Source organism: Microbacterium sp. bgisy189, assembly GCF_965345345.1.
Classification (GTDB): domain Bacteria; phylum Actinomycetota; class Actinomycetes; order Actinomycetales; family Microbacteriaceae; genus Microbacterium.
Genome location: NZ_CBDRMZ010000004.1, coordinates 82017 through 107984, shown reverse-complemented (window position 1 = coordinate 107984; position 25968 = coordinate 82017). Strand labels below are relative to the sequence as shown.

The following is a 25968-nucleotide window of genomic DNA, read 5'->3' as shown; positions in this document are numbered from 1 at the left end:
GCGGCCGCTGCCCGACTGTGGACAATCGCGGGGGCAGGTATTTGCGCGTGGCTAGCTTGGACGTGACGAGAGGATCATCCATGCGCCATCGAAACGCGACGTTGCTGGTGGCAGCCGCCTTCCTGACGGCCGGACTCGCCGGCTGTGGAACGAACGCATCGCCCGAGCCCGACACGACCACGGAACCGGACACGAGCACGTCGGCTTCGCCCACACCGACGCCGACCGACAGCGTCACCGACGGAACGGCCGAGGCCCTCGCCGAACGCGACCGCTTCCTCGCCGAGCAGCAGCTGCCCACCGACAGCAGCATGCTGGTCGCCGTCACGCCGGAGCAGAAGGAGTTCATTGCGCAGCAGCGCGAGTACCTCGAGAGTCAAGGCGTCGCCTGGACCGAGCAGCACGAGACCATCTATCTCGCAGCCGCGGTGGATGCCTGCGAGACCGCCATCCTCAACGGCCACGACGTCGACGCCGCGCTGCTGGACGCGCACGTGACGAGCTCACCGATCTTCCAGACGGTGCTCGGAGATCTCGAAGGACGAGAGCGGGAGGCGGGTGAGCGCAACCTCGTGAGCATCATGGTGTTCGGCACCGGCTTCATCTGCCCCGACGACGCTCCCGGCTGGGAAGCCGCGTTCGACGAGGTCTACGGCTCGTAGCCGGCGGCCTCAGCGGACCTGCGTCACGTCGAACTGCATGCGCGGGTGGGCATACGCGTCCTGCGACTCGATGAGCTGCAGTTCGCGCTGCCCCGAACGGTGGGTGTTGTCGAGCAGATCCCACACACTCGACGTCGTCTTCGCGAGCGCGTCGGCGGCATCACCGCTCGCGCGGTAGTGCGCCGTGAACAGCGCCGCGGTGACGTCGCCGGAGCCGTTCGCCTTCATCGGAATGTGCGGCGTCTGCACGATCCACGCGCCGTCGGGTGTGACGGCGAGCATTTCGATCGTGCCCTCCGGCCGGTCGGGCCGCTCCACGCTCGTGACCAGCACCGTCGACGGCCCCATCGCCCGGGCCGCGTCTGCCGAGGCGAGGGTGGATGCCAGATCGTTCGGCTCGGTGCCGGTCAGGAACCCGAGTTCGAACTGGTTGGGCGTGATGATGTCGGCGGCCGGCACGACCTTCTCGCGGAGCAGGATCGGGATGGCGGGCGCCACGAAGCAGCCCGACTTTGCATTGCCCATTACCGGGTCGCACGAGTAGACGGCACTCGGGTTGGCGGACTTGACCCGAGCGACTGCATCGAGGATGACATCGGCGATGCCCTCGCTGCCCTGGTAGCCCGAGAGGACGACATCGATGTCGCCGAACGCGCCGCGTTCTTCGATCCCTGTGATGACCTCGCGCACGTCGTCGGGGGCGATGAGCGGTCCTCGCCACGCCCCGTACCCGGTGTGGTTGGAGAAGTTCACCGTGTAGACGGGCAGCACTTCGACGCCGATCCGCTGCAGCGGGAAGACGGCGGCCGAGTTGCCCACGTGACCGTATGCGACAGCGGACTGGATGGACAGGATCTTCATCGGAGGATCATCCCACTTTCGGGTTCGAGACGGCGGCGGCGATGTCTGCCGCCAGGCGACGCTGATCGGCATCGCCGAGATCGTGGACGGTCAGTCGCAGGTGCTGGGCGACGCTCGACGCTGCAAGCACGAACTCGTCACCGGGCCGGGCGAGCCAGCCGCGGCGCATGAGGTGGTCCGCGACGGTGCGGCCTGGCAGCGGCAGCGGCACCCAGACGTTCAGACCATCGCCGACGCTCGCATCGAGGCCGACATCGTGGAGCGCGCCGACGAACGTCCTGTTGCGCGCGCGGTAGTGGGCGCCGGCATCCGCGATCTGCCGCACGACCGACGGGTCGGTCATGAGCGCGTGCACCAGCCGCTGCAGCAGGTGGCTCACCCACGTCGTGCCGGGCGTGAGCCGCTGCGCCAGGCGCTCTGCAGTGTCGGGGTCGGATGCCGTCACGGCCAGACACATGTCGGGGCCGAGGAACTTCGAGACCGATCGCACGAGCGCCCAGCGGCGATGGTCGGGTCCGATGATCGAGTGGTAGTCCTGTGAGGACAGCAGCGAGAAGTGGTCGTCTTCGATCACCAGCACGTACGGGTGGTCGGCAAGCACGGCGCGGAGCGCCTCGGCACGCGCGGCACTCGTGCTCGCACCCGTCGGATTCTGGGCTCGCGGGGTGCAGACGACGGCCCGGGCACCGGCCGCCAAGGCCGACCGCAGCCCGTCGACGGTCATGCCCTCGTCGTCGACGGGCACCGCCAGCGGACGGTATCCGCCCAACCGCACGGTGTGGATGCTGGAGAGGAAGCACGGGTCTTCGAGGGCGACCGCGTCGTCGCGGGTGAGTGCCCCGGTGAGCAGCCGCTCGATCGCGTCCGATGCGCCGCCGGTGATCGTCAGGGCGAGGTCAGGGGAGGCCTGGGCCGCGTCGGCGAACCAGTCTCGCGCCCAGCGCTCGAGCCCCGGGTCGATGAGCGGCTCGCCATACAGAACGGGTCGGCCGGCCATCGCGGTGAGCGCGGCCGACGGATCCGGGATGCGTGTCGGGTCGGGATTGCCCGTGCCGATGTCACGCAGGACGCTGTCGGCGGCGAAGCCCTCCTGCGGGACGGGCGCCGCCCCCGTGACCCGCGTGCCTCCCCGGCCGTGACCTGCGACCACGCCTGCCAGCGCCAGCTGTCGATACGCGGCGACGACCGTGTTGCGGTTGACGTCGAGGTTTTCGGCGAGGGCGCGCACCGACGGGAGTGCATCGTCGGGGCGCAGGACGCCGCGGTCGACGAGCCCACGCACACTCTCGGCGATCTCCGTCGCCGATCTGCCCGAGATCGTCGTCATGTCACATCCCTTCACGCACGATCAGCCTACGTGGTGGGCCATGCTAGCTTTTGACCTAGGCCATAGCCCTATCCCCTTCCACCGCTCGAGGAGAGTGCCCATGTCGACGCCCACCACCGGATCCTCGCGCGTGAAGCGCGGTCTCGCCGAAATGCTGAAGGGCGGCGTCATCATGGACGTCGTCACGCCCGACCAGGCGAAGATCGCCGAGGATGCCGGCGCGGTCGCGGTCATGGCGCTCGAGCGTGTGCCTGCCGACATCCGTGCGCAGGGCGGCGTTTCGCGCATGAGCGACCCCGACATGATCGACGGCATCATCGAGGCCGTCTCGATCCCCGTGATGGCGAAGGCCCGCATCGGCCACTTCGTCGAAGCGCAGGTGCTGCAGGAGCTCGGCGTCGACTATATCGACGAGTCCGAGGTCCTCTCACCGGCCGACTACGTGAACCACATCGACAAGTACGACTTCACCGTGCCGTTCGTGTGCGGCGCGACCAATCTCGGTGAGGCGCTTCGCCGCATCAACGAGGGCGCCGCCATGATCCGCTCCAAGGGCGAGGCCGGCACCGGCGATGTCTCGGAGGCGATGAAGCACATCCGCAAGATCAAGGGCGAGATCGCGGCCCTCGGCGCCCTGTCGAAGGACCAGCTCTACGTCGCCGCCAAGGAACTGCAGGCACCGTACGAGCTCGTCGTCGAGATCGCCGAAACCGGCACACTGCCGGTCGTGCTGTTCGTCGCCGGCGGTGTCGCCACCCCGGCCGACGCGGCGATGATGATGCAGCTCGGCGCCGATGGCGTGTTCGTCGGCTCGGGCATCTTCAAGAGCGGCAACCCCGCCGAGCGCGCCGCGGCGATCGTGAAGGCGACGACGTTCTTCGACGACGCCAAGGTCATCGCCGACGTCTCGCGCGGCCTCGGTGAGGCGATGGTCGGGATCAACGTGTCGGACCTGCCCGCACCGCACCGCCTCGCTGAGCGCGGGTGGTGACCGCGACCCGCATCGGCGTGCTCGCCCTGCAGGGCGACGTCCGCGAGCATGCCAAGGTGCTCGCCGAACTCGGCGCGGACGTGACGCTCGTGCGCCGACCTGCCGAGCTCGGCGAGGTCGATGGGCTGGTGCTGCCCGGCGGCGAATCGAGCGTGATCGACAAACTGTCGCGCACGTTCGGCATGCAGCAGCCGTTGCGTGACGCGATCACGGGCGGCATGCCGGTGTACGGCACGTGCGCCGGACTCATCCTGCTGGCTGACCGCATCACCGACGGCATCGCCGGTCAGCAGACCTTGGGCGGCCTCGATGTCACGGTGCAGCGCAACGCCTTCGGCAGTCAGGTCGACTCGTTCGAGACCGATCTCGACGTCCCGGCGCTCGGCGACCCGCCCGTGCACGCCGTGTTCATCCGGGCACCGCTCGTCCTCGAGACCGGGCCCGGCGTCGAGACACTGGCGGCGCTGGACGACGGTCGGATCGTCGCGGTGCGCCAGGGCGACCTCATCGGCACCTCATTCCATCCGGAGGTCACCGGCGAGCACCGATTCCACGCACTGCTGGTCGAGACGGTGCGCGCGAGGGTCGAGGCCGCACGCGACGCCCGCGGGTAGACTGATCGACGGCTTTTCGAGAGGAGCTCCGTGTCCGGACATTCCAAGTGGGCCACGACCAAGCACAAGAAGGCGGTCATCGACGCGCGCCGTGCCAAGTCGTGGGCCAAGCTCATCAAGAACATCGAGGTGGCGGCCAAGCTCGGCGGCGCCGACCTGCAGGGCAACCCGACGCTGTTCGACGCTGTCCTCAAGGCGAAGAAGACCTCGGTCCCCAAGGACAACATCGATCGGGCGATCAAGCGCGGCGCCGGCATCGGCGGCGAGTCCGTCGAGTACTCGTCGATCACGTACGAGGGCTATGGTCCCAATGGCGTCGCGCTCATGATCGAGTGTCTGACCGACAACAAGAACCGCGCTGCGGCTGAAGTCCGCACCGCGCTCAGCCGCAACGGCGGCACGCTTGCCGACCCCGGTTCGGTCGCCTACAACTTCACTCGCAAGGGCGTCATCGTCGTCGGCGGCGAGGGCACCACCGAAGATGACGTGATGCTCGCCGTGCTCGAAGCCGGCGCCGAAGAGGTCGAGCCGCACGCGCAGGGCTATGAGGTCGTCACCGAGGCGACCGATCTGGTCACGGTACGCACGGCACTGCAGGATGCCGGCATCGACTACGAGTCGGCGGATGTCGAGTTCGTGCCGAACCTCAAAGTCGAGATCGACGCGGACACCGCTCGCAAGATCTTCCGTCTGATCGACGCCCTCGAAGACAGCGACGACGTGCAGAACGTCTTCAGCAACTTCGCCCTGAGCGCCGAGGTGCAGGCCGAGCTCGAGAACGACGAGGACTGACCTCGGCGAAACGCATGCGCCGTTGAGCGGATGCCGCGATCCGCGCGTAGCGTGGACACGTGGCATCCGCTCTTCGCGTTCTCGGCATCGACCCCGGTCTCACCCGCTGCGGCGTCGGGGTCGTCGATGTGCGCCGCGATCGCTCCGCATCGCTCGTGCACGTCGGCGTCGTGCGCTCTGCGCCCGACGAGCCGATCGAGCGTCGCCTCGCGACGATCGCCGCGGGGATCCGCGTCGTGCTCGGTGCGCACAGTCCGGATGTCGTCGCGGTGGAACGCGTGTTCGCACAGCACAACCGCAACACCGTGATGGGCACGGCCCAGGCCAGCGGAATCGCACTCCTGCTCGCGGCCGAGCACGGTCTGCCGGCGGCCACGCACACACCATCCGAAGTCAAAGCAGCGATCACCGGCTACGGCTCGGCCGACAAGCTGCAGGTGCAGACGATGGTCGCGCGTGTGCTGCGACTGGACACGCTCCCGCAGCCCGCAGACGCCGCCGACGCGCTCGCACTGGCCCTGTGTCACGCGTGGCGACGGGGGAGTGCCGCCACCCCGACGGGCGGCGCGCTCACGCCGGCTCAGCGCGCGTGGGCAGATGCCGAGCGGCTCACCCGGCGCTGACGACGCGTGTCGCTCGAACAAATGTCCGAAGGGGCCCGTAGGCTCAAAACATGATCTCCTCCCTGCGCGGTCACGTTCTGCACCTGGACGCCGAGTCGGTGATCGTCGACGTCGGTGGAGTCGGCTACGCAGTCGCGGTGACGCCGCAGTTGGCCCGGGAGTTCCACGTCGGCGATGAGATCGTCCTCCACACGAACCTCGTGGTCCGCGAAGACTCGCTCTCGCTCTTCGGTTTTCAGGGTCGCGACGAGCTCTCCGTCTTCCTGCACCTGCTGAGTGTGTCGGGGGTCGGCCCGAAGTCCGCACTCGGCGTGCTGTCGTCGCTCACCGCCGATCAGATCCACGATGCGGTCGCGGCGGAGGACGACGCACCGTTCCGGCGCGTGTCCGGCATCGGCCCGAAGACGGCGAAGCTCATCGTCGTGCAGTTGGCGGGCAAGCTCAAGGCGCTGCCGCGCGCCGCGGCGACCGCCGGATCGGCGTCCGCCGCGCCGGACCTGGCCCGGCAGGTCGTCGAAGCGCTCATCGCCTTGGGATGGTCCGAACGCGTGGCCACCGAAGTGGTCGACGACGTCACCGCTGCGTCGGACGCCGCGACCGTGCCGGCACTCCTGAAGCTCGCGCTCGCTCAGCTCGGCCCGGCGCGAAGCCCGAAGGCGACGAAGGAGCAGAGCAGTGTCTGAGGCGAGGGCTGCACACGACCCCGCGCTTGCCGAGGACGAGACCGAACTCGCCGTCGAAGGCGCGCTCCGGCCCGGCTCACTCGCCGAGTTCGTCGGCCAGCAGAAGGTGCGCGGGCAGCTGCAGCTGTTGCTCGACGCCGCCCGCATCCAGGAGCGGCCCGCCGATCACATCTTGCTGTCGGGGCCGCCCGGACTCGGCAAGACGACGCTCGCCATGATCGTCGCGCACGAGAGCGGCAGACCGTTGCGACTGTCGAGCGGTCCGGCGATTCAGCACGCGGGTGATCTCGCGGCGCTGCTTTCGAGCCTCATGCCGGGCGAAGTGCTCTTCATCGACGAGATCCACCGCATGGCCCGCTCCGCCGAGGAGATGCTGTACCTCGCGATGGAGGACTTCCGCATCGACATCATGGTGGGCAAGGGCGCCGGCGCCACCAGCATCCCGCTCGACCTCGCGCCGTTCACGCTCGTCGGGGCCACCACTCGGGCCGGGCTGCTGCCCAATCCGCTGCGCGACCGCTTCGGGTTCACGGCGCATCTGGAATATTACGAACCCGACGAACTCGAACAGGTCGTCGCACGATCGGCATCCATGCTCGATGTGCGCCTGCCCCGAGAGGCACGCGCCGAGATCGCCCGACGCAGCCGCGGCACTCCCCGAATCGCGAACCGCCTGCTGCGCCGCGTGCGCGACTTCGTCATCGTGCACCGCGCGGGACTCGACGCCACGATCGACGACGTGTCGGCTGCGCTCGAGCTCTACGACGTGGATTCCATCGGCCTGGACCGACTCGACCGAGCCGTGCTCGATGCCGTTGTGCGTCGCTTCCGGGGCGGCCCCGTCGGGCTCGGCACGCTCGCCGTCACCGTCGGCGAAGAGGCGGAGACGATCGAGTCGGTCGTCGAGCCGTACCTCGTGCGGATCGGGTTTCTGGGGCGCACGCCGCGTGGGCGGGTGGCCACCCCCGACGCGTACCAGCATCTGCAGGTGCCGCGCGCCGAAGAGGCGCTGAGATTCGATGACCTATAATCGCTGAAGGCTTTCGCCTGCCATCGTTTCGCGCGCCGCTGCGCGCATCCACTTGTGAAAGGTGCCTCCGCGCCCATGCTTTTCGCTGCGACTCCCGCACCCGCCCAGGCCGACGGCTTCGCCGGCTTCTTCGCGCAGTACGGTCTGCTGATCCTGCTGCTCATCCTCATCGTCTTCATGTTCTGGAGCTCGCGTCGTCGCCAGCAGCGCATGAAGGCCGAGCAGGAGGAGAAGGCCGCGAAGATGCTGCCGGGCGCGAAGGTGCTCCTGCAGGGTGGGCTGTACGGCACGATCGTCGAATACGACGGCGACGACCTGTCGAAGTCGGCACACGTCGAACTCGCCCCGGGCGTGGTCGTCGAGGTGCACAGCCAGGCCGTGCTGCGGATCGTCGAGGACGAAGCGGTCGCAGACGCCGACGAACAGATCCCCGGCGACGACGTCATCGAGTCGACCCCGGCGCCTGAATCCGTCGAGAAGCCGGCCGCAGAGGCTGCGCCCGACACGGACGACAAGCCCAAGGCCTGAGTTCCCACACCGCCAGGCGGTGCTCCCAGAAAGCTGACCATCCGTGGCCACATCCACCCCTGTCCGCCATGCCTGGCGTGCGCTGACCGGCCTCATCGTCGTCACCGCCGTCCTGTTCGGGATCAACGCGCTCGGCGCATTCGTCTTCAAGGACGCCGACGGCGGGCCAGCCAGCTCCTGGCTGCCTGAGCTCGCCCTCGACCTGCAGGGCGGCACGCAGATCATCCTCGAAGCCCAGACCGAGGACGGAGCGGCGCCGAGCACCGAGCAGATGGATCAGGCGGTCACGATCATCCGCCAGCGCGTCGACGCCTCGGGTGTCGGCGAAGCGCACATCACGACCCAGGCCGGCAACCAGATCGTCGTCCAGGTTCCGGGCGAGGCCGACGAGGACACCCGCAACCGCATCGAGGCTTCCGCGCAGCTGCAGCTGCGTGCCGTGCTCGCCACCACAGCAGGCACGAACACGTACATCGGCGAGGACGGCAACGAGACCCCGTACCCGACCCCCGACCCGACACTCAACGCGGTTCCGACACCCGAGCCCACCGGCGCGAGCGACCTCGCGTGGGTCACCGAGGCGCTGTACGCCGAGTTCCTCGCCTACGACTGCGCATCGACCGAGAACGACCCGGCATCGCAGCCCGCAAGCGAACCGCTCATCACGTGCGACGCCGAGGGCGCGGGCAAATATCTCCTCGGCCCGGTCGAGATCACCGGCGAATCGATCGACGACGCCAGCAACGGCGTGAACAGCCAGAACGGTCAGTGGGTCGTCAACATCGTCTTCGACTCGGAGGGCACCGAGACATTCGGCGAGATCAGCCAGCGCCTCTACGCGTTCACCCAGGCGGGCACGACGCCGCAGAATCAGTTCGCATTCGTGCTCGACGGCGCCGTCCTCTCGGCACCGACGATGAACGCCGTCATCCTCGACGGCAAGCCGCAGATCAGCGGCAGCTTCGACCAGGACTCGTCGAAGGTGCTCGCCGACCAGCTCAAGTACGGCGCGCTGCCGCTGAGCTTCGAAGTGCAGTCGAGCAACTCGATCTCGGCGACCCTCGGCTCGCAGCAGCTGCAGATCGGCCTCATCGCCGGCCTCATCGGCCTCGCCCTGGTCGCCATCTACTCGCTCGTCGTGTACCGCGCACTGGGCTTCGTCATCATCGCCTCGCTCGGCGTGATGGCCGTACTCACCTACATCACGCTCTGCATCCTGGCGTGGCGGATGGGCTTCCGCCTGTCGCTCGCCGGCGTCGCAGGCCTCATCGTGACGATCGGCTTCACGGCCGACTCGTTCATCGTCTACTTCGAGCGCATCCGCGACGAGTTGCGCGACGGCAAGTCGATTACGAGTGCCGTCGAGGACGGGTGGGGCCGCGCGAAGCGCACGATCTACATTTCGAAGTCGATCAACATCCTCGCCGCCGTCGTGCTCTACATCCTGGCGGATGCGACGGTGAAGGGCTTCGCGTTCACCCTCGGCCTCACGACCGCGATCGACATCCTCATCTTCATCCTCTTCACCCACCCGGTGCTGCAGCTGCTCGCCCGTACGCGGTTCTTCGGGAGCGGGCACCCGCTGTCGGGGCTCGATCCCGACGCACTCGGCGCCGTCTACCGTGGGCGTGCGCAGTTCCGCACTCCCGTCGCGGCGGCGAGCAAGGGCTCGGCAGCCAGGTCGTCGAAGGCCCGAGGCGAAGCGCAACGCCGACAGACGATCGCGGAGCGCAAGCTCGCGCAACAGGACGATAGTCGCCGCACGACGGAGGGGGACGACTGATGCGCTCCATGAATCAGCTCGGAAACGACCTCTACACCGGTAAGACATCGTTCCCGTTCGTCGGGCGCCGCCGGCTGTGGTTCATCATCGCCGCCGTGCTCGTGATCGGCGCGGCACTCGTGCCGCTGTTCCGCCCGGTCGCCTTCTCGATCGAGTTCACGGGCGGATCGCAGTTCACCGTCAACGGGGTCAGCGATCTCGACCAGGCGACGGCGACCGACGCGGTCCAGAGCGTCGTCCCCGACGCGACCACGAAGGTCACCACGATCGGTCAGGACGCAGTTCGCATCCAGACCGATCAGATGGAAGACCAAGAAACCCGTGACGTGACGGCCGCTCTCGCCGACGCTTACGGTGTCGAAACGGCGCAGGTCAGCTCGTCGTTCATCGGTCCCGCGTGGGGTGAGGACGTGACCCGTCAGTCGCTGTGGGGACTCGCGATCTTCCTCGCGTTGACCTTCCTGATCCTGGCGATCTACTTCCGCACCTGGAAGATGTCGGTCGCCGCGATCGTCGGTCTCGTCGACGTGCTCGTGATCACGATCGGTGTGTACGCACTGTTCGGCTTCGAGATCTCGCCCGCCGCCGTCATCGGCTTCCTGACGATCCTGTCGTACTCGCTGTACGACACGACCGTCGTCTTCGACAAGATCCGCGAGAACACGAGCGAAGAATCCGGTCGCACGTTCGGCGAATCCGTCAACCTCGCTGTGAACCAGACACTCGTCCGATCGATCAACACGACCGTCGTCGCGGCGCTGCCGACCGGCGCGATCCTGTTCATCGGAGCGCTGTGGCTCGGCGCCCAGACACTTACCGACATCTCGCTGTCGATCTTCGTCGGCACGATCGTCGCCGCGTACTCGACGCTGTTCGTCGCAGCGCCGCTCTACTCGCTGCTGCGCGAGGGCGAGGAGTCGATCACCGACCGCGACGGGCGCATGCGCACGACGCGGGACCGTGAGCTCGGCGAGATCTGACACCGCCGCCGCGGGCGTAGGATTGTCGGGTTGCACACGTCGGAGGTGACCGGATGACGCAGGCGAGTCAAGCGCCCCTTCCGGGCGCCCAGCCGCCATCGTCACTGCGCCGTCTGGTGCCGCGCCTGTTCTCGCGGGCGCCCTCTCGAAGCGACGGCGTCGAGCAACTCATCCGCACCGTCCGGACACACCATCCCAAGGGCGATCTGGCCGTCATCGAGCGCGCGTACGCGGTGGCCGAGAAGGCGCATTCGTCGCAGAAGCGCCAGAGCGGCGAGCCGTACATCACACACCCGCTCGCCGTCGCGCAGATCCTCGCCGATCTCGGCCTCGGCCCGCGCGCGATCGCAGCCGCCCTGTTGCACGACACCGTCGAAGACACCGACTACAGCCTCGAGACCCTCAGCTCGGAGTTCGGTGACGAGATCTCGATGCTCGTCGACGGCGTGACCAAGCTCGACAAGGTCAAGTACGGCGACGCCGCGCAGGCCGAGACGGTCCGAAAGATGATCGTCGCGATGTCGAAAGACATCCGGGTGCTGCTCATCAAGCTCGCCGACCGGTTGCACAACGCCAGGACGTGGGGCTTCGTGCCACCCGAGAAGGCCGCAAAGAAGGCGACCGAGACCCTCGAGATCTATGCGCCGCTCGCGAATCGACTCGGCATCCAGGCGATCAAGAGCGAACTCGAAGACCTCTCGTTCGCGGTGCTGCACCCGAAGCTCTACGTCGAGATCGACAGTCTCGTCAAGCAGCGCACGCCGCAGCGTGAACAGTACGTGCAGACTGTGATCGACGCCGTCGAATCCGACCTGCGGGAGCTTCGCATCCGCGGCCGTGTCATGGGCCGCCCGAAGCAGCTGTATTCCGTCTACCAGAAGATGGTGGTGCGCGGTCGCGAGTTCGATGACATCTACGACCTGATCGGCATCCGCGTGCTGGTCGGTACCGTGCGCGACTGCTACGCGGTGCTCGGTTCGATTCACGCGCGGTGGACGCCGTTGCCGGGCCGGTTCAAGGACTACATCGCGACGCCGAAGTTCAATCTGTACCAATCGCTGCACACGACGGTCATGGGCCCGGGCGGCCGCACCGTCGAGATCCAGATCCGGACGAACGAGATGCACCAGCAGGCCGAGTACGGCGTCGCTGCGCACTGGAAGTACAAGGAGCAGGTCAACGGCGGCAGCGGCGCAAAGAGCGGCGCCGGCTCGGTGGATGCCGATATGGCCTGGCTCGCGCACATCTCCGACTGGCAGGCCGAAACGGCCGATCCGGGTGAGTTCCTCGATTCGCTGCGGTTCGAGATCGGGGCGAAAGAGGTCTACGTCTTCACCCCGAAGGGGCGCGTCGTCGGACTTCCCGCCGGGGCGACACCGGTCGACTTCGCCTACGCGGTGCACACAGAGGTCGGCCATCGCACGATGGGTGCCAAAGTCAACGGCCGGCTGGTGCCGCTCGAGTCGGAGCTGAGCTCCGGCGATGTCGTCGAGGTGTTCACGTCGAAGAACCCCGATGCGGGTCCCAGCCAGGACTGGCTGGGCTTCGTGAAGAGCACCCGCGCGCGCAGCAAGATCCGCGGCTGGTTCACGAAGGAGCGTCGCGAAGAGGCCATCGAGCAGGGCAAGGACGCGATCGCACGGGCGATGCGGCGCCAGAACCTGCCGCTGCAACGCCTCATGGGGCAGGAATCGCTCGCCGAGGTCGCGCAGCAGTTGCGCTACGAGGACGTCTCAGCCCTCTACGCCGCCGTCGGCGAAGGGCACGTTTCGACGCAGTCGGTGATCGAGAAGGTCACCGCGCTCGTGCGCAGCCAGGAGGAGACCTCCACCGGTCCCATCGACATACCGCAGGTGGGCCGTTCGAAGGCGCCGCGCGGTGGCGACTCGGGCGTGCTCGTTCGCGGTGCCGGCGACATCCTCGTCAAGCTTGCGAAGTGCTGCACGCCGGTTCCCGGCGACGAGATCGTCGGGTTCGTCACGCGTGGCAGCGGTGTCTCGGTGCACCGTGCCGATTGCACGAACGTGCGTTCGCTCACCGACGAGCCGGACCGCATGATCGATGTGAGTTGGGCGCCGACGACCAAGAGCGTGTTCATGGTGCAGATCCAGGTCGAGGCGCTCGACCGCTCCGGTCTGCTCAGCGACGTCACGCGGGTGCTCAGTGAGCATCACGTGAACATCCTGTCCGCGTCGGTGTCGACCAGCAACGACCGGCTCGCGGTGAGCCGCTTCGTCTTCGAGATGGGCGACATCGTGCACCTCGACCGTGTGCTGAACGCCGTCCGCCGCATCGACGCGGTGTACGACGTGTACCGCGTCACCTCGTCCTGACCGCGCTTGCGCGCGAGGCCTCCGCGCGCAGCCACGCCAGCGCCGTCCGCTTGTGATGGACCGGTTTGGTCTGCTCGAGCCATTCGACGGCGGCATCCCGGAGGTCTGGGTGCGCGTCGAAGAGGCCTCGCAGCGCGCGTTGATCGCCGTGCTCGCCTGCGACGGCTTCACGCGTGAGATCCGCACAGGTCCGCGCCGGAGTGGTCACGAGCACGCCCCCGATCAATGCGACGTCGTCATCGGGAATGGCAAGGTCGCTGTACCGAAGCCGAACGTCGATCACGTGCGGAATCCGGTGGCCGACGGCCCGCTGCACGCGATGCCGGGCCGGGGGCGTCAACCGGAATCCGTGCACCCACGCCGCGGATTCGTGCGTGAACGCGATTTCGCCCCGCGCCAACGTGCGGAGCGAGCTTGCCCGCAGCTCTCGCGTCTCGACCGCGTCAGCCGGGATGTAGCCGTCGCCGAGTTCGACCAGCACGCCGTCCAGTCTCGCCGCGGCCAGCTCAGCGCGGGAGAGTCGTTCATCGGCAAAGTACAGGAACGGTGACGGCATGTGCCGAGTCTGACCGCTCATGCGCCCATGGATGCGATGAAGGCTGCATCTGTGGACAGATGCAGCCTTCATCGTGCGGGGGAGGAGGCGATGCTCCGAGCGTCAGCCGCCCAGCGCCTTGAGCCATGCCTTCCGTGCGTCGAGTGCTTCCTTCGCGGCCGCGATCGCACGCTTGTCGCCCTGCTTCTCGGCGGCGGTGACGTCGGCTTCGAGCTTGGAGATGGCATCCTGCAGCTGCGACGTCATGTCGTTCTGCCGGGCCTTGGTCTCGGGGTTGTTGTTCTTCCAATCGGCGTCTTCGCGGCCGCGCACGGACTGTTCGATCTTGCGCAGGTCGTCGTCGAGCTTGCGCTCGGCGTCACGGGGGAAGATGCGGCCGATCTCGTCCCACCGACGCTGGATGCCGGTGAGCAGGGCGCGGGCGCGCGCAGTGTCCTTCTCCTTGCCGACGGCGGCCGCTTCCGCGAGAAGCGCCTGCTTCGCGTCGATCTTGTCCTTGGATTCCGCGACCTCGACACGCTCACGTTCTGCGCGCGCCCCGTAGAGCGCGTCTCCGGCGGCCTTGAATCGCGCCCACAGGGCGTCATCGGCCTTCTTGCCGGCGCGCCCGGCACGCTTCCACTGGTCGAGCAGGTTGCGATAGTCGGCGATGCCGTCTTCCCCGCGGCTCGCGAGCGCTTCGGCACGGTCAATGAGCCGCTGCTTCTCGGTGCGCGCCGACTTGTGCTGCTCGTCGAGGGATGAGTAGAACTCGCGACGGTGTCGGTCGACGATCGAGCGGGCGTCACGGAATCGCTTCCAAAGTTGCTGCCCGAGCGCCTTCGGCAGGCGCGGACCCTCGGCCTGGTGGGTCTGCCACTGGTCGAACAGACCGGACACCTCGGTCGTCGTCTGCTTCCACTGGATCGACTTCGGATCGCGCGCGGCGATCGCCTCCATCTGCTCGACGATGCCGGTCCGGTGCGCGACCGCAGCATCGACGGCCTCGCGGGCGGCCTGGGCCTCTTCCGCCGTCGCCTCGACGAGCAGCGATTCGAGCGCAGTCACGCGTGCCGCGAGCGACGCCAGATCACCGACGGCCGCAGCATCCGTGAGTCGATCGCGCACGGTCTGCGCCGTCGAACGCAGTTCGGCGGCCGTCGCGCCGCCACGGCGGTGACGGTCTTCGAGCAGGCTGACTTCGCCTTCGAGGTCGGCGAACTTCCGCTCGAAGTAGGCGAGTGCCTCCGCCGGTGTGCCATCGGGGTACTGGCCGACGACACGCCACTGGTCGCCCTCGCGGACCGAGACGGTGCCATCGTCTTCGACGCGCCCCCACGGCTCGGTGCTCGTGTTCGAGGGGGTGGCTGCGGGGACCGGTGCCGCAGCGCTCGGACGCGGCGCGGGCCTCGGTACGGGTCCAGGGCGCGGCCCGGGGGTGGGGACGGGCGCGGGCACGGTCGGCCCGCTCGCAGCGTCCTCAACGGGGGCGGCGTCCTCGGCGGGAGCAGCGTCCTCGACGGGCGCGGCATCCTCAGTGGGAGCAGCGTCCTCAACAGACGCAGCGTCCTCGACGGCAGCGGCGTCTGTGACAGCGTCGTCACGCGTGGCGACGGCCTCGTCGTCGGGAGTGGAGGCCGAAGAATCAGGGGCAGATGCGGAAGTCACGGTCTTACCTCGTCGCGGCGCACGCCGCATGGGGATCGGTCGGCTCACAGCCTAGTACGAGCGACCTCAGGGGGTGGAGGTCGGCTCGGGCGACGGCGAGTCGGTGGATGCGGGGGACTCGGAGGGCGCGGGGGTCTCGGACGGCACTGCCGTCGGCGTCGGGGTCATGCTCGTCGTCGGCTCGGGGGTCGGTGCGCCGGGTCCCGCCGTGAAGTAGAGCACCTGGCCGCCGATGACCGCGAGGATCAGCGCGCCGCCGGCGATTCCTGCGACGAGGTTGTCGCGCGTGCGTCGACGCACCGTCCCGTCGTGGAACTGCTGTCGCGCCTGATAGACACGCGAGCGGTCGCGCGCTGCACGCGCGTCCTTCTTGCCGACACCCTTGGCCACGGATCCTCCTCGTGCCCGGGCGTCCCGGGCCGTGGGAAAGCCTATCGCCCGAAACAGCGCCGCCTGGATGCGGGCGCGCCTGAGTGTCGGCGCGCCCGACTAGCCTGGTGCGGTGAGTACGAGTGGCGCGCTGTTCCAGGGACAGACCCCGCTCGCCGTGCGCATGCGGCCCACGTCGCTCGACGAAGTCGCAGGGCAAGCGCACCTCCTGAGGCGAGGGTCGCCGCTGGTCGCGCTCGCAGGTCCGGATGCCGGTGGCAAGACTGCCGTGTCAGTGATCCTCTGGGGTCCACCGGGCACCGGCAAGACAACGCTCGCGCAGGCGATCGCACGCACCTCGGGGCGCCGGTTCGTCGAGTTGTCGGCGATCACCGCCGGCGTCAAGGACGTGCGCGAGGTCATGCAGGAGGCGATGAACCAGCGCGACCTGTACGGCCAGTCGACGATCCTCTTCCTCGACGAGATCCACCGCTTCACGAAGGCTCAGCAGGACGCGCTGCTGCCGGGCGTCGAGAACGGCTGGGTCATCCTCATCGCCGCCACGACCGAGAACCCGTCGTTCTCGGTCATCTCCCCGCTGCTGTCGCGCTCGCTCCTGCTCACGCTGCAGCCGTTGACCGATGACGATCTCGGTGCGCTCGTCGATCGGGCCGTGGGCGATCCGCGCGGCCTCGACGGTGCGGTCGAGCTTGCTCCGGAGGCGCGGACGGCGCTCATCCAACTGGCATCCGGAGATGCGCGCCGCGCCCTCACTGCGCTCGAGGCGGCGGCATCGATGGTCGCGGATGAGGAGGACGCGACGATTTCGGCCGCGCATGTCGCTCAAGCGGTCGACCGGGCACTGCTGCGCTATGACCGGCAGGGTGACGAGCACTACGACGTCATCAGCGCGTTCATCAAGTCGATCCGCGGGTCGGATGTCGACGCAGCGATGCACTATCTGGCGCGCATGATCGAGGCGGGGGAGGATCCCCGGTTCATCGCGCGCCGGCTCGTGATCTCGGCATCCGAAGACATCGGACTCGCCGACCCGCAGGCGCTCACGATCGCTGTCGCCGCCGCAGACGCCGTCGCCTTCATCGGCATGCCCGAAGGGCGGATTCCGCTCGCCGAGGCCACCGCCTATCTCGCAACGACCGCGAAATCGAACGCCGCGTACATGGCGATCAACGCCGCGATCGCGGACGTGCGCGCGGGCGGGTTCGGGCGTGTGCCGATCCATCTGCGCGACGCGCACTACGCCGGCGCGAAGCGGTTGGGGCACGGCAAGGGGTATGTGTACCCGCACGACCTCGACGTCGGCGTCGCGACCCAGCAGTACCTCCCGGACGAACTGCGCGGCAAGCGGTACTACGAACCCACCGGTCGCGGCCTCGAACGCGACGTCGCCGCCAGGCTCGGGAAGATCCGCCGTATCCTGGGCGACTGAGCGAAGGCGCGAGACGCTTCCGCGGTGGGCGACACTTGCGTTGTGACAGCACCATCTCGGTGCCGACGGCGAGGGGGACCCACGTGCACACCACCGTCCACCGCATCAGCGCCGCGTTCGCCGTCACGGCACTCGGTGTCGCACTGAGCGCCTGTGCGACGACGCGGCCGCAAGCCGAGCCCAGCGAGCACCCGCCGCTGGTCGTCACGACAACCGTCCCGGTGATGGTGCTCGACGACGGCGATGGCGCGGAGGCGTGTCTCGGTGGTGTCGCATACTCTTTGCCGCCGCAGTGCGGTGGACCGAAACTGACCGAATGGGACTGGCAGTCGTGGGTCGGCTCGTTCGAGGAGGCGAACGGCGTGCGGTGGGGATCGTTCGTGATCACCGGCCATTACGACATCGATGCGGGGACCATTGCACCGACCGACGTCGTCCGAGCCGAAGACGCCACGCAGCCGACATCCCCACCCGAGGTCGACCTCGGCACCCCGTGCCGCGAACCAGAGGGCGGATGGCGCGTTGTCGATGAATCGCTCACGACAGCCTCATCGATGGACGCGGCAATCCAGCGTGCCATGGCACTCGACGGCTACTCGCTCGTGTGGCTGGACCAGTCACCGAACCCGTCCGCCGATGATCCCGAACCCGACGAGTCGACGATGAACGACCCGCTGCTCACGATCATCAACGTGACGCTTGTCGGTGACGTGGGCGCCGCCGAACGAGACCTCCGCGAGGTCTGGGGCGGCATGCTGTGTGTCACAGAGGCGGAGCGTACCGATGCCGAGTACCAGTCGGTCAGCGCAGAGATCTTCTCCGGCGAGTGGCCGCAGGTGCTCGGCGGCGGACGGATGGGCGTCGAAGAGGCGATCGAAGTCCTGGTCGTCTTCGACGATGGCACCCTGCAGCGCGAGTTCGACGAGCGCTTCGGCGACGGGGTCGTCCGCGTCGAGTCCGCACTCACACCCGTGGCGTGACCAGCGGCGCGTCAGCAACGGGCACCTCGTCAACACAGGAGAAGTCACGAAGACAGGACGAATCGGCGTGGATCGTCCTGTAGCGGTGATTTCTCCTGTGCCGCGGAGAGGGGCTTGGCGAGGATCGGGATGCGACGATGGGCGGATGACCCACGACATCGACGCCCGGATCGACGCCTTCTGGGCGGATGCCGACGACACACGCCCGGAGGAGATGTGGCGCGCGCTCGACGCGCTGCTGCAGCCGCTGGCGAGCGATGATCCACGGGTACCTTTCGAACGCGCGTCGCTGCATGACTTCCTGGGCGAGGAGGCCCAGGCGATCCCGCTGTACCGCGCCGCACTCGACGGCGGGCTCGCGGGGGAGTTGCGCACGTTCGCGACGATCCAACTCGCGAGCTCGCTGCGCAACGTCGATGACGCCTCGGGGGCGATGCGCCTGCTGCAAGGCGTATCGGCGGACGATCCGCACGCCGACGCAGCGCAGGCGTTTCTCGCGCTCGCGCAGTACGACGACGACAAGGCGCGCGTCGCACTGCGCACCGCCCTGACCGCCCTTGCGGGCAGACTCCCCGCGTATCGGCGGGCGATCGAGGCCTACGCGGCTGATCTCGCGCCGCTGCGACGGGTGCGCAGCATCGTCGTCGCCCTGGTGGTGCGTGACGGGTACGTGCTGTGCGAGGAGTACCCGGGTCTCGCGGGCGGTGCGCCGTTCCTGCGGGCGCCGGGCGGCGGCATCCGGTTCGGCGAGCCCGCCGCAGACGCGATGCGGCGCGAGCTGCGCGAAGAGCTCGGCGTCGACGCCGACGAGGTGCGACTCCTGGGCGTGACCGAGAACATCTTCGCGGATGCCGCGCACCCCGGCCACGAGATCGTCCATGTCTTCGCCGTGCGCAGCGCACGTCTTGAAGCCCTCCCGTTGCGCGCCCGCTTGCCCGTGCTCGATGCCGACACAACGGTCGGCTGGTACGCGCTGGATGCCCTTGCCGCGTCCGGTGCGCCGGCCTTCTACCCCGACGGCATCCTCGACCTCGCACGGCAGCTCGCCTCGCCCGGCTCGAACCCGCGGATCTGATAGCATGGATCGGCTCGAAACCGAGTTTTCGGGCATCCCCCTCCGCTGATCAAGACCTTCCGGCGTGCCCCGGCGTGCAGTCCGGTCAGGGAGCGGAGCGGGAGATACGTCCGCAGGCCATGACCGACATGGCCGCGTAACGGAAGGATCCTTCGTGACCACGAAGTCCCAGGACCGCCGCAAGGTGCGCCTCTCGCGCGCACTCGGCATCGCCCTGACCCCCAAGGCCGCCAAGTACCTCGAGAAGCGTCCCTACGCTCCGGGCGAGCACGGCCGCACCAAGCGCAAGCAGGACAGCGACTACGCCGTCCGTCTGCGCGAGAAGCAGCGTCTGCGCGAGCAGTACGGCATCCGCGAGAAGCAGCTGCGCATCCAGTTCAACGAGGCCCGCCGCAAGGACGGCCTGACCGGTGAGAACCTGGTCGAGCAGCTGGAGATGCGTCTGGACGCGCTCGTCGTCCGCGCCGGCTTCGCCCGCACCACCGCCCAGGCCCGCCAGCTCGTCGTGCACCGCCACATCCTGGTCGACGGCCAGCTCGTGGACCGCCCGTCGTTCCGCGTGAAGCCGGGTCAGCTCATCCACGTCAAGGAGAAGAGCGAGTCGCTCGAGCCCTTCCAGGTCGCCGCTGCCGGTGGCCACGCCGAGGTGCTGCCCCCGGTTCCGGGATACCTCGAGGTCGAGCTCGACAAGCTCCAGGCCCGTCTCGTGCGTCGCCCCAAGCGCGCCGAGGTTCCGGTCACCTGTGACGTGCAGCTCGTCGTCGAGTACTACGCGGCGCGCTAAGCGACGCGTAGTACAGCCGCGCAGCGGCCACGTGCACAGCTACGCGGCGCGCTAAGCGCGTTTCGTCTCGCTTCGCTCGCTCAACGACCGAGCAAGCATGAAGGGCGTCGGGGGTCACCCCGGCGCCCTTCGTCGTTTGCACCTAACATGGATGCCATGAAGAACGCGCTGTGGTTCGTGCTCGGCCTCGCCGGCGGCTTCGTCGTCGCCCACCTGGTCAACAAGGACCCCCGCGGACACGAACTGCTCGCCGAGGTCGACGCGCGCATCACCGAGTTCACCGACCGCATCGGCGATGCGTACCGCGACCAGGAGTCGAAGATCGAAGGCATCGCCGCCGACGTCCGCACTGCCGCCGCCGAGGCCGTCGAGGCCGCCAAGGGCGCCGCCGCCGATACGGTCGCTGCCGCCCGCGACGCCGCAAAGCCGACCGACTGACCCCCGCATCGACCGGCCCCCGCAACGGGGGATCGATGCCCGCATGCCCGAGGACCCCATCATGCAGACCGCGGAGATCGCACAGCGATACCTGAACTACTTCGAGCGCAACGGCCACACGATCGTGCCGTCGGCCTCTCTCGTCAGCCCCGACCCGTCGGTGCTGTTCACGATCGCCGGCATGGTGCCGTTCATCCCGTACCTCAACGGAACCGTGCCGCCGCCCTATCCGCGCGCCGCCGACAACCAGAAGTGCATCCGCACGAACGACATCGAAGAAGTCGGCAAGACCGCCCGGCACGGCACGTTCTTCCAGATGCTCGGCAACTGGTCGTTCGGCGACTACTTCAAAGAGGGCGCGATCGGCTATGCATGGGAGCTGCTGACCTCGTCCGAGGCCGACGGCGGACTCGGGTTCGCCGAGAAAGATCTGTGGGTCACCGTCTACCAGGACGACGATGAGGCCGCGGCGCTGTGGCAGAAGGTCGCCGGGCTGCCCGCCGACCGCATCCAGCGGATGGGGCGCGAGGACAACTACTGGTCGACCGGTCAGCCAGGCCCCGCAGGGCCCTGCTCCGAGATCTACTTCGACCGGGGACCCGCATACGGCCGCGAAGGCGGGCCCGCCGTCGACGACAACCGCTTCACCGAGATCTGGAACCTCGTGTTCATGCAGGAGCAGATCACGAATGTGCGCTCCAAGGTCGACTTCGACATCGTCGGCCCGCTGCCCAAGCAGAACATCGACACCGGCATGGGCCTGGAGCGCGTCGCGTTCATCAAGCAGGGCGTCGACAACATGTACGAGACCGACCAGGTGCGCCCCGTGCTCGACCGCGCGGTCGCGCTCAGTGGCCGCGCCTATGGTGCGGAGCACGCGGACGACGTGCGCTTCCGCGTCATCGCCGACCACGTGCGCTCGTCGCTCATGCTGCTCAGCGACGGCGTCACCCCGTCGAACGAGGGTCGCGGGTACATCCTGCGCCGCCTCATGCGCCGCACGATCCGTGCGATGCGACTGCTCGGTGTCGACGCGCCGACGTTCCCCGAGCTGTTCTCCGCCTCGCGCGATGCCATGCAGACCGCCTACCCCGAGGTCGCCACCGACTGGCAGCGCATCTCGCAGTACGCGTTCGCCGAGGAGGAGACCTTCCTGCGCACCCTCGCCTCCGGTTCGCAGATCCTCGATCTCGCCGTGACGGATGCCAAGAAGGACGGCAAGAGCGCACTCAGCGGCTCTGAGGCGTTCCTGCTGCACGACACGTACGGCTTCCCGATCGACCTCACCCTCGAAGTCGCCGAAGAGGCGGGTCTGAGCGTCGACCGCGACGCATTCGACACGCTCATGCTGGAACAGCGCACCCGCGCGAAGGCCGACGCGAAGTCGCGCAAGCGGGCACTGGCCGACCTCAGCGTCTACAGCGACCTGCGCGCCCAGGGCGAGACGGTCTTCACCGGCTTCACCGACCTCGAGACCGAATCGCGCGTGCTCGGCATCCTCGTGGACGGGCAGCCGGCAACGGCGGCGACGCAGGGCCAGATCGCCGAGATCATCCTCGCCGAGACGGCCCTGTACGCCGAGTCCGGCGGTCAGGTCGCCGACAAGGGCGTCATCGTCGGCCCGGGCTTCGAGCTCGAGGTGCTCGACGTGCAGAAGCCCGTGCCTGGGCTGGTCAGCCACACGGTCGAGGTCACCACCGGCGAGGTCGGTGTCGGGCAGACGGCAACCACCGTGGTGGATGCCGCGAATCGTCGCGCCGCGCAGCAGGCCCACTCGGCGACCCACCTCGTGCACGCAGCGCTCCGCGACACGCTCGGTCGCAGCGCGACGCAGGCAGGATCGCTCAACCGCGCCGGGTACATGCGCTTCGACTTCACGTGGAGTCAGGCGCTGTCGGATGCGACCAAGAGCGAGATCGAAGAGATCGCCAACAACGCGGTGCGCGACAACCTCGAGGTGACCACGCGCGTGCTGCCGCTGGCCGAAGCCAAGGAGCTCGGCGCGATGGCGCTGTTCGGCGAGAAGTACGGCGAGACGGTCCGCATGGTCGACATCGGCGGCCCGTGGTCGCGCGAGCTGTGCGGTGGCACCCACGTGGCCTCCATCGCCGAGGTCGGCCTGATCTCGCTTGTGGGGGAGTCGTCGGTCGGCGCCTCCAACCGTCGCGTGGAGGCGCTCGTCGGACTCGATGCCTTCCGTGAACTCGCCGCCGAACGCGCGATCGTCTCGCAGCTGACATCGTCACTGAAGACGCCTCGGGACCAGCTGCCGGCACGCATCGCGGAGCTCGCGGCGAGCCTGAAGGCCGCCGAGAAGAAGATCGCGCAGTTCGAGGCGAAAGCCCTCGGCGAGCGTCTGCCTGCCCTCGCAGAGACCGCCCGCGTCGTCGGTGGCGTGCGCGTCGTGGCCGAGACGCTGGGTGAGGTCGCGTCCGCCGACGACGTCCGCGCGCTCGCCCTGCAGCTGCGCGAACGCCTCGGCTCGGATGCCGCGGTCGTCGCCCTCGCCGGCTCGACGGGTGGCCGCCCGGTCGTCATCGTCGCGACCAACGACGCCGCACGTGCCGCCGGCGCCAAGGCTGGCGCCCTCGTGAAGACGGCGGCCGGGGTGCTCGGTGGTGGCGGCGGTGGCCGCGACGACGTGGCACAGGGCGGCGGCACGGACGCATCCGCGATCCCGGCCGCGCTCACCGCGATCGTGACCGCGCTGGAGACGGCGACCGCGTGAGCGGGTTCCGCCGCGGGGTGCGCCTCGGCGTCGATGTCGGCAAGGCCCGTGTCGGCGTCGCGCGCTGCGATCCGGACGGGCTGCTCGCCGTGCCGGTCGAAACCGTGCCTCGCGACGAGCACTCCGCCGCACGGATCGCGCAGATCGCTGCCGAGTATGACGCGTTCGAGCTGCTCGTCGGTCTGCCGGTGAGCCTGAGCGGCAACGAAACAGCCTCGACGACCGATGCACGCGACTTCGCGGCGCTGCTGCATTCAGCGGCATCCCGCCCGGTCCGGCTCGTCGACGAGCGACTGAGCACGGTGTCGGCGCACGCGGCGCTTCGCACGTCTGGCCGTTCTCAGAAATCGTCTCGTAAGATTGTCGACCAGGTCGCCGCGGTCGTCCTCCTCCAGCAGGCGATCGACGTCGAGAAGCGTTCCGGGACCCCCGCCGGGACGCTGTTGTCAGACTCTCAGGAGCCCGCCTGATGCCCGATTCCCCGTCGAACGACGATAAGTTCGCGGATCTGTTCGATCGACTACCCGATCCCGCCGCCCGCCCAGCGCCTGCCGCCGCACCGGGCAGCCGGAGGGCCGCGCGCGAGGCTGCGCTGACGGCCACGGGGCACCATGCCGTGCCGCCGCGCAGCGAGCCGGCGACCCCGTCGCCCGCCGAGAACCCTGTTCCGGCGGCCGCGACGTCTGCGCCCGCCTCGCCCGCGGTCGCGCCGGATGCGGGCCCGAACGAATCCGGCACGCTCGACGCGTTGTTCGCCGCCGAGCACGCACGCGATCGACACGCGCAGCAGCATCGCCACGACCGTGACGCCCGCAAAAGCCGGGTTGCGAAGTGGGTGGTCCTCTTCGTCGTGCTCGCCATGATCGGCGGCGTCGTCGCCGGTGGCGTGTGGGTGTGGAACACCTACGAGACGCAGATCCGTGAACTGTTCGGGTGGACCGAACCGGCGGACTACGAGACAGGGGAGGCGACCGGCGAGGCGACGATCACCATCATCGAGGGCGACACGGGCGCCGATGTGTCGGTATCGCTGTTCGAGGCCGGCGTCACGAAGACGAGAAATGTCTTCTACGACCACCTGATCGCCACTGCTCAGAACACCGACTTCATCCAGCCCGGGAGTTACGCACTGCAGCAACGGATGACGGCAGCGGCGGCATTGGAGGCGCTGAGGGACCCCGCAAACAAGCAGGAGAACACCGCACAATTGCGTGAGGGGCTCACCGTCGCGCAATCGCTCCCGTTGCTGGCAGAGGGTATCGGCCTCGAGCAGGCCGACCTCGAAGCAGCCGTCGCCGACCCGTCTGCGTACGGCGTCGAGGCCGATTCGCTCGAAGGCTGGCTGTTCCCCGCGACCTACACGTTCGACCCCGGCATCACGGCGGAGGGCGTCATCCAGACGCTGGTCGACCGCACGCGCAAGTCACTCAGCGACGCCGGAGTCCCCGAGGACCGTCACCATGAGATCCTCACGATCGCGTCGATCATCCAGAAGGAAGCGCGGTACGAGGAAGACTTCTACAAGGTCTCGCGCGTCATCCAGAACCGGCTCTCACCCGACAACACCGACACCGGCGGGCGCCTGGAGATGGATTCGACCGCCCAGTACGGCGTCGGCGAGGACGACGGCACAGTCAGCTCGACCGAAGATGCCCTCACCGACGACAACCCGTGGAACACCTACGTCCATGCAGGCCTACCGGTCGGGCCGATCTCCAATCCCGGCGACATGGCGATCGACGCAGCCATGCACCCCGCCGACGGCCCATGGATGTACTTCGTGACGGTCAACCTCGACACCGGGGAGACCGTGTTCACCGAGACGCTCGCCGAGCACGAGGCGGCCGTCGCACAGTGGGACTCGTGGTGCGAAGACAACCCCGATTCGGGGTGCTGACGTGACCGCGCCCGCGTTCGAGGTGTGGGGCGATCCGATCGACCACAGCCTGTCGCCGGCGCTGCATCGCGCCGCGTACGCGCATCTCGGGTGGGACTGGACGTATGACCGTCGGCGCGTCACCGAGTCCGAGTTCGCTCCCACGCTCGCGGGCCTGAGCGCGCACCATCGCGGCCTGTCGGTGACCTTCCCGCTCAAGGGCGCCGCCTTCGCCGCATCCACGAGGCGTGATCGAAGGGCGGAGCTGACCGGCGCCGTGAACACGCTGCTGCTCACGCATGGCGGGCCGGTCGGGCACAACACCGATGTGGGCGGCATCGTGAACGACCTGGCCGATCACGGCATCGACCGAGTGGATGCCGCGCGCATCGTCGGCGCGGGCGCGACCGCCACCTCGGCCGTCGTCGCCGCCGCAGAAATCGGTGTCACCCGACTCGACGTCGTCGCCCGCCGACCTGAGGCTGCTGCGCCGCTCGTGCGGCTCGGCACCTCGCTCGGGCTCGAGGTCACCTCCACCCCGATGGATGTCGCGGCGTTCCGGCCCGCACAGCTCACGATCGCGACACTTCCCGGGGGCGCGGCCGTGCCCCGAGCCGCGGCCGAAGCGCTCGCGACCGACGGTGGGTTGCTGTACGACGTCGTGTACGGACACTGGCCGACCGACCTCGCCGCGGCATGGACGGATGCCGGGGCGACCGCCGTGCAAGGGCAGGGGATGCTCCTGCGGCAAGCGGTGCTGCAGATCCGGCTTTTCGCCACCGGCGACCTCGACGAGCCCCTTCCCGACGAGGAGTCGGTCGTCGACGTCATGCGGCGCGCGCTCGTGGGAGGATAGAG

Annotated in this window: 25 protein-coding genes; 20 read left to right on the top strand and 5 right to left on the bottom strand. The window is 68.6% G+C overall.

The genetic code is table 11. The features are described 5' to 3' along the window. Nucleotides 1-80 precede the first annotated feature (80 nt). Nucleotides 81-662 carry a hypothetical protein gene (locus ACSF8R_RS07515; RefSeq protein WP_434811244.1) on the top strand — a complete coding sequence of 194 codons (582 nt, stop codon included), beginning with the start codon at nucleotides 81-83 and terminating at the stop codon, nucleotides 660-662. A gap of 9 nt (nucleotides 663-671) precedes the next feature. Here ACSF8R_RS07515 and pdxY read toward each other — a convergent pair whose 3' ends face one another. Together pdxY and ACSF8R_RS07505 are read right to left on the bottom strand one after the other, a co-directional pair. After that, nucleotides 672-1523, bottom strand: a complete 852-nt coding sequence (pdxY, locus tag ACSF8R_RS07510; RefSeq protein WP_434811243.1) for a pyridoxal kinase PdxY — start codon at nucleotides 1521-1523, stop codon at nucleotides 672-674. 7 nt (nucleotides 1524-1530) lie between these two features. After that, nucleotides 1531-2850: an aminotransferase class I/II-fold pyridoxal phosphate-dependent enzyme gene (locus ACSF8R_RS07505; protein WP_434811242.1), complete on the bottom strand. Its 1320-nt coding sequence runs from the start codon at nucleotides 2848-2850 to the stop codon at nucleotides 1531-1533. Between the two features lie 100 nt (nucleotides 2851-2950). On the opposite strand from ACSF8R_RS07505, the gene pdxS reads away from it, so the two are divergent. The 10 genes from pdxS to ACSF8R_RS07455 all read left to right on the top strand — a co-directional run bounded on the left by pdxS (nucleotide 2951) and on the right by ACSF8R_RS07455 (nucleotide 13207). Further along, a complete protein-coding gene (gene pdxS, locus ACSF8R_RS07500) occupies nucleotides 2951-3841 on the top strand; it encodes a pyridoxal 5'-phosphate synthase lyase subunit PdxS (RefSeq protein ID WP_434811241.1) in 891 nt (296 codons plus the stop codon). Beyond that, nucleotides 3838-4455: a pyridoxal 5'-phosphate synthase glutaminase subunit PdxT gene (pdxT, locus tag ACSF8R_RS07495; protein ID WP_434811240.1), complete on the top strand. Its 618-nt coding sequence runs from the start codon at nucleotides 3838-3840 to the stop codon at nucleotides 4453-4455. Before pdxS ends, pdxT begins: the two co-directional genes overlap by 4 nt. Before the next feature lie 30 nt (nucleotides 4456-4485). Next, nucleotides 4486-5247, top strand: a complete 762-nt coding sequence (locus ACSF8R_RS07490; protein WP_434811239.1) for a YebC/PmpR family DNA-binding transcriptional regulator — start codon at nucleotides 4486-4488, stop codon at nucleotides 5245-5247. A 59-nt stretch (nucleotides 5248-5306) separates the two neighbouring features. Then, entirely contained in the window at nucleotides 5307-5870 is a 564-nt protein-coding gene (ruvC, locus tag ACSF8R_RS07485) for a crossover junction endodeoxyribonuclease RuvC (protein WP_434811238.1), read from the top strand. A gap of 50 nt (nucleotides 5871-5920) precedes the next feature. Further along, the gene (gene ruvA, locus ACSF8R_RS07480) at nucleotides 5921-6553 is read left to right on the top strand and encodes a Holliday junction branch migration protein RuvA (RefSeq protein ID WP_434811237.1); all 633 of its coding nucleotides are present in this window, start codon (nucleotides 5921-5923) and stop codon (nucleotides 6551-6553) included. After that, on the top strand, nucleotides 6546-7583 hold the full coding sequence (gene ruvB, locus ACSF8R_RS07475) for a Holliday junction branch migration DNA helicase RuvB (RefSeq protein ID WP_434811236.1): 1038 nt from the start codon (nucleotides 6546-6548) through the stop codon (nucleotides 7581-7583). Before ruvA ends, ruvB begins: the two co-directional genes overlap by 8 nt. A gap of 75 nt (nucleotides 7584-7658) precedes the next feature. After that, entirely contained in the window at nucleotides 7659-8111 is a 453-nt protein-coding gene (locus ACSF8R_RS07470) for a preprotein translocase subunit YajC (protein WP_434811235.1), read from the top strand. Nucleotides 8112-8154: 43 nt separating this feature from the next. Then, the gene (gene secD / locus ACSF8R_RS07465; RefSeq protein ID WP_434811234.1) at nucleotides 8155-9894 is read left to right on the top strand and encodes a protein translocase subunit SecD; all 1740 of its coding nucleotides are present in this window, start codon (nucleotides 8155-8157) and stop codon (nucleotides 9892-9894) included. Then, the gene (gene secF / locus ACSF8R_RS07460) at nucleotides 9894-10874 is read left to right on the top strand and encodes a protein translocase subunit SecF (protein ID WP_434811233.1); all 981 of its coding nucleotides are present in this window, start codon (nucleotides 9894-9896) and stop codon (nucleotides 10872-10874) included. The genes secD and secF overlap by 1 nt, the downstream gene beginning before the upstream one ends. 53 nt (nucleotides 10875-10927) lie before the next feature. Beyond that, a complete protein-coding gene (locus ACSF8R_RS07455) occupies nucleotides 10928-13207 on the top strand; it encodes a RelA/SpoT family protein (RefSeq protein ID WP_434811232.1) in 2280 nt (759 codons plus the stop codon). Here ACSF8R_RS07455 and ACSF8R_RS07450 read toward each other — a convergent pair. From ACSF8R_RS07450 to ACSF8R_RS07440, 3 genes are all read right to left on the bottom strand, one after another. Further along, nucleotides 13194-13763, bottom strand: a complete 570-nt coding sequence (locus ACSF8R_RS07450; RefSeq protein WP_434811231.1) for an SAM-dependent methyltransferase — start codon at nucleotides 13761-13763, stop codon at nucleotides 13194-13196. The genes ACSF8R_RS07455 and ACSF8R_RS07450 overlap by 14 nt on opposite strands. Nucleotides 13764-13865: 102 nt before the next feature. Next, nucleotides 13866-15440: a DUF349 domain-containing protein gene (locus tag ACSF8R_RS07445; RefSeq protein ID WP_434811362.1), complete on the bottom strand. Its 1575-nt coding sequence runs from the start codon at nucleotides 15438-15440 to the stop codon at nucleotides 13866-13868. Between the two features lie 36 nt (nucleotides 15441-15476). Further along, nucleotides 15477-15800: a dioxygenase gene (locus ACSF8R_RS07440; RefSeq protein WP_434811230.1), complete on the bottom strand. Its 324-nt coding sequence runs from the start codon at nucleotides 15798-15800 to the stop codon at nucleotides 15477-15479. Nucleotides 15801-15963: 163 nt separating this feature from the next. Between ACSF8R_RS07440 and ACSF8R_RS07435 the strand changes: the two genes are divergently transcribed. From ACSF8R_RS07435 to ACSF8R_RS07395, 9 genes are all read left to right on the top strand, one after another. Then, nucleotides 15964-17229: a replication-associated recombination protein A gene (locus ACSF8R_RS07435; RefSeq protein ID WP_434811361.1), complete on the top strand. Its 1266-nt coding sequence runs from the start codon at nucleotides 15964-15966 to the stop codon at nucleotides 17227-17229. 83 nt (nucleotides 17230-17312) lie between these two features. Continuing rightward, the gene (locus ACSF8R_RS07430) at nucleotides 17313-18209 is read left to right on the top strand and encodes a hypothetical protein (RefSeq protein WP_434811229.1); all 897 of its coding nucleotides are present in this window, start codon (nucleotides 17313-17315) and stop codon (nucleotides 18207-18209) included. A 145-nt stretch (nucleotides 18210-18354) separates the two neighbouring features. Further along, complete coding sequence (locus tag ACSF8R_RS07425; RefSeq protein ID WP_434811228.1) at nucleotides 18355-19284, top strand: tetratricopeptide repeat protein; 930 nt, start codon at nucleotides 18355-18357, stop codon at nucleotides 19282-19284. A gap of 154 nt (nucleotides 19285-19438) precedes the next feature. Further along, the gene (rpsD, locus tag ACSF8R_RS07420) at nucleotides 19439-20068 is read left to right on the top strand and encodes a 30S ribosomal protein S4 (protein WP_434811227.1); all 630 of its coding nucleotides are present in this window, start codon (nucleotides 19439-19441) and stop codon (nucleotides 20066-20068) included. A gap of 156 nt (nucleotides 20069-20224) precedes the next feature. Then, nucleotides 20225-20506 (top strand): ATPase, encoded by a 282-nt coding sequence (locus tag ACSF8R_RS07415; protein WP_434811226.1) that lies wholly within the window; start codon nucleotides 20225-20227, stop codon nucleotides 20504-20506. Nucleotides 20507-20567: 61 nt separating this feature from the next. After that, the gene (gene alaS, locus ACSF8R_RS07410; RefSeq protein ID WP_434811360.1) at nucleotides 20568-23234 is read left to right on the top strand and encodes an alanine--tRNA ligase; all 2667 of its coding nucleotides are present in this window, start codon (nucleotides 20568-20570) and stop codon (nucleotides 23232-23234) included. After that, nucleotides 23231-23704: a Holliday junction resolvase RuvX gene (gene ruvX / locus ACSF8R_RS07405; protein ID WP_434811225.1), complete on the top strand. Its 474-nt coding sequence runs from the start codon at nucleotides 23231-23233 to the stop codon at nucleotides 23702-23704. The genes alaS and ruvX overlap by 4 nt, the downstream gene beginning before the upstream one ends. Then, nucleotides 23704-25131 carry an endolytic transglycosylase MltG gene (gene mltG, locus ACSF8R_RS07400; protein WP_434811224.1) on the top strand — a complete coding sequence of 476 codons (1428 nt, stop codon included), beginning with the start codon at nucleotides 23704-23706 and terminating at the stop codon, nucleotides 25129-25131. The genes ruvX and mltG overlap by 1 nt, the downstream gene beginning before the upstream one ends. Before the next feature lies 1 nt (nucleotide 25132). Then, nucleotides 25133-25966: a shikimate dehydrogenase gene (locus ACSF8R_RS07395; protein WP_434811223.1), complete on the top strand. Its 834-nt coding sequence runs from the start codon at nucleotides 25133-25135 to the stop codon at nucleotides 25964-25966. Nucleotides 25967-25968 lie beyond the last annotated feature (2 nt).

What these genes read in the sequence shown, in the direction of transcription:
- ACSF8R_RS07515 (WP_434811244.1), top strand. Translation starts at nt 81, where the DNA reads ATGCGCCATCGAAACGCGACGTTGCTGGTGGCAGCCGCCTTCCTGACG.
- pdxY (WP_434811243.1), bottom strand. Translation starts at nt 1,523, where the DNA reads ATGAAGATCCTGTCCATCCAGTCCGCTGTCGCATACGGTCACGTGGGC.
- ACSF8R_RS07505 (WP_434811242.1), bottom strand. Translation starts at nt 2,850, where the DNA reads ATGACGACGATCTCGGGCAGATCGGCGACGGAGATCGCCGAGAGTGTG.
- pdxS (WP_434811241.1), top strand. Translation starts at nt 2,951, where the DNA reads ATGTCGACGCCCACCACCGGATCCTCGCGCGTGAAGCGCGGTCTCGCC.
- ruvA (WP_434811237.1), top strand. Translation starts at nt 5,921, where the DNA reads ATGATCTCCTCCCTGCGCGGTCACGTTCTGCACCTGGACGCCGAGTCG.
- ACSF8R_RS07470 (WP_434811235.1), top strand. Translation starts at nt 7,659, where the DNA reads ATGCTTTTCGCTGCGACTCCCGCACCCGCCCAGGCCGACGGCTTCGCC.
- secF (WP_434811233.1), top strand. Translation starts at nt 9,894, where the DNA reads ATGCGCTCCATGAATCAGCTCGGAAACGACCTCTACACCGGTAAGACA.
- ACSF8R_RS07455 (WP_434811232.1), top strand. Translation starts at nt 10,928, where the DNA reads ATGACGCAGGCGAGTCAAGCGCCCCTTCCGGGCGCCCAGCCGCCATCG.
- ACSF8R_RS07450 (WP_434811231.1), bottom strand. Translation starts at nt 13,763, where the DNA reads ATGCCGTCACCGTTCCTGTACTTTGCCGATGAACGACTCTCCCGCGCT.
- ACSF8R_RS07445 (WP_434811362.1), bottom strand. Translation starts at nt 15,440, where the DNA reads ATGCGGCGTGCGCCGCGACGAGGTAAGACCGTGACTTCCGCATCTGCC.
- ACSF8R_RS07435 (WP_434811361.1), top strand. Translation starts at nt 15,964, where the DNA reads ATGCGGCCCACGTCGCTCGACGAAGTCGCAGGGCAAGCGCACCTCCTG.
- ACSF8R_RS07425 (WP_434811228.1), top strand. Translation starts at nt 18,355, where the DNA reads ATGACCCACGACATCGACGCCCGGATCGACGCCTTCTGGGCGGATGCC.
- ACSF8R_RS07415 (WP_434811226.1), top strand. Translation starts at nt 20,225, where the DNA reads ATGAAGAACGCGCTGTGGTTCGTGCTCGGCCTCGCCGGCGGCTTCGTC.
- alaS (WP_434811360.1), top strand. Translation starts at nt 20,568, where the DNA reads ATGCAGACCGCGGAGATCGCACAGCGATACCTGAACTACTTCGAGCGC.
- mltG (WP_434811224.1), top strand. Translation starts at nt 23,704, where the DNA reads ATGCCCGATTCCCCGTCGAACGACGATAAGTTCGCGGATCTGTTCGAT.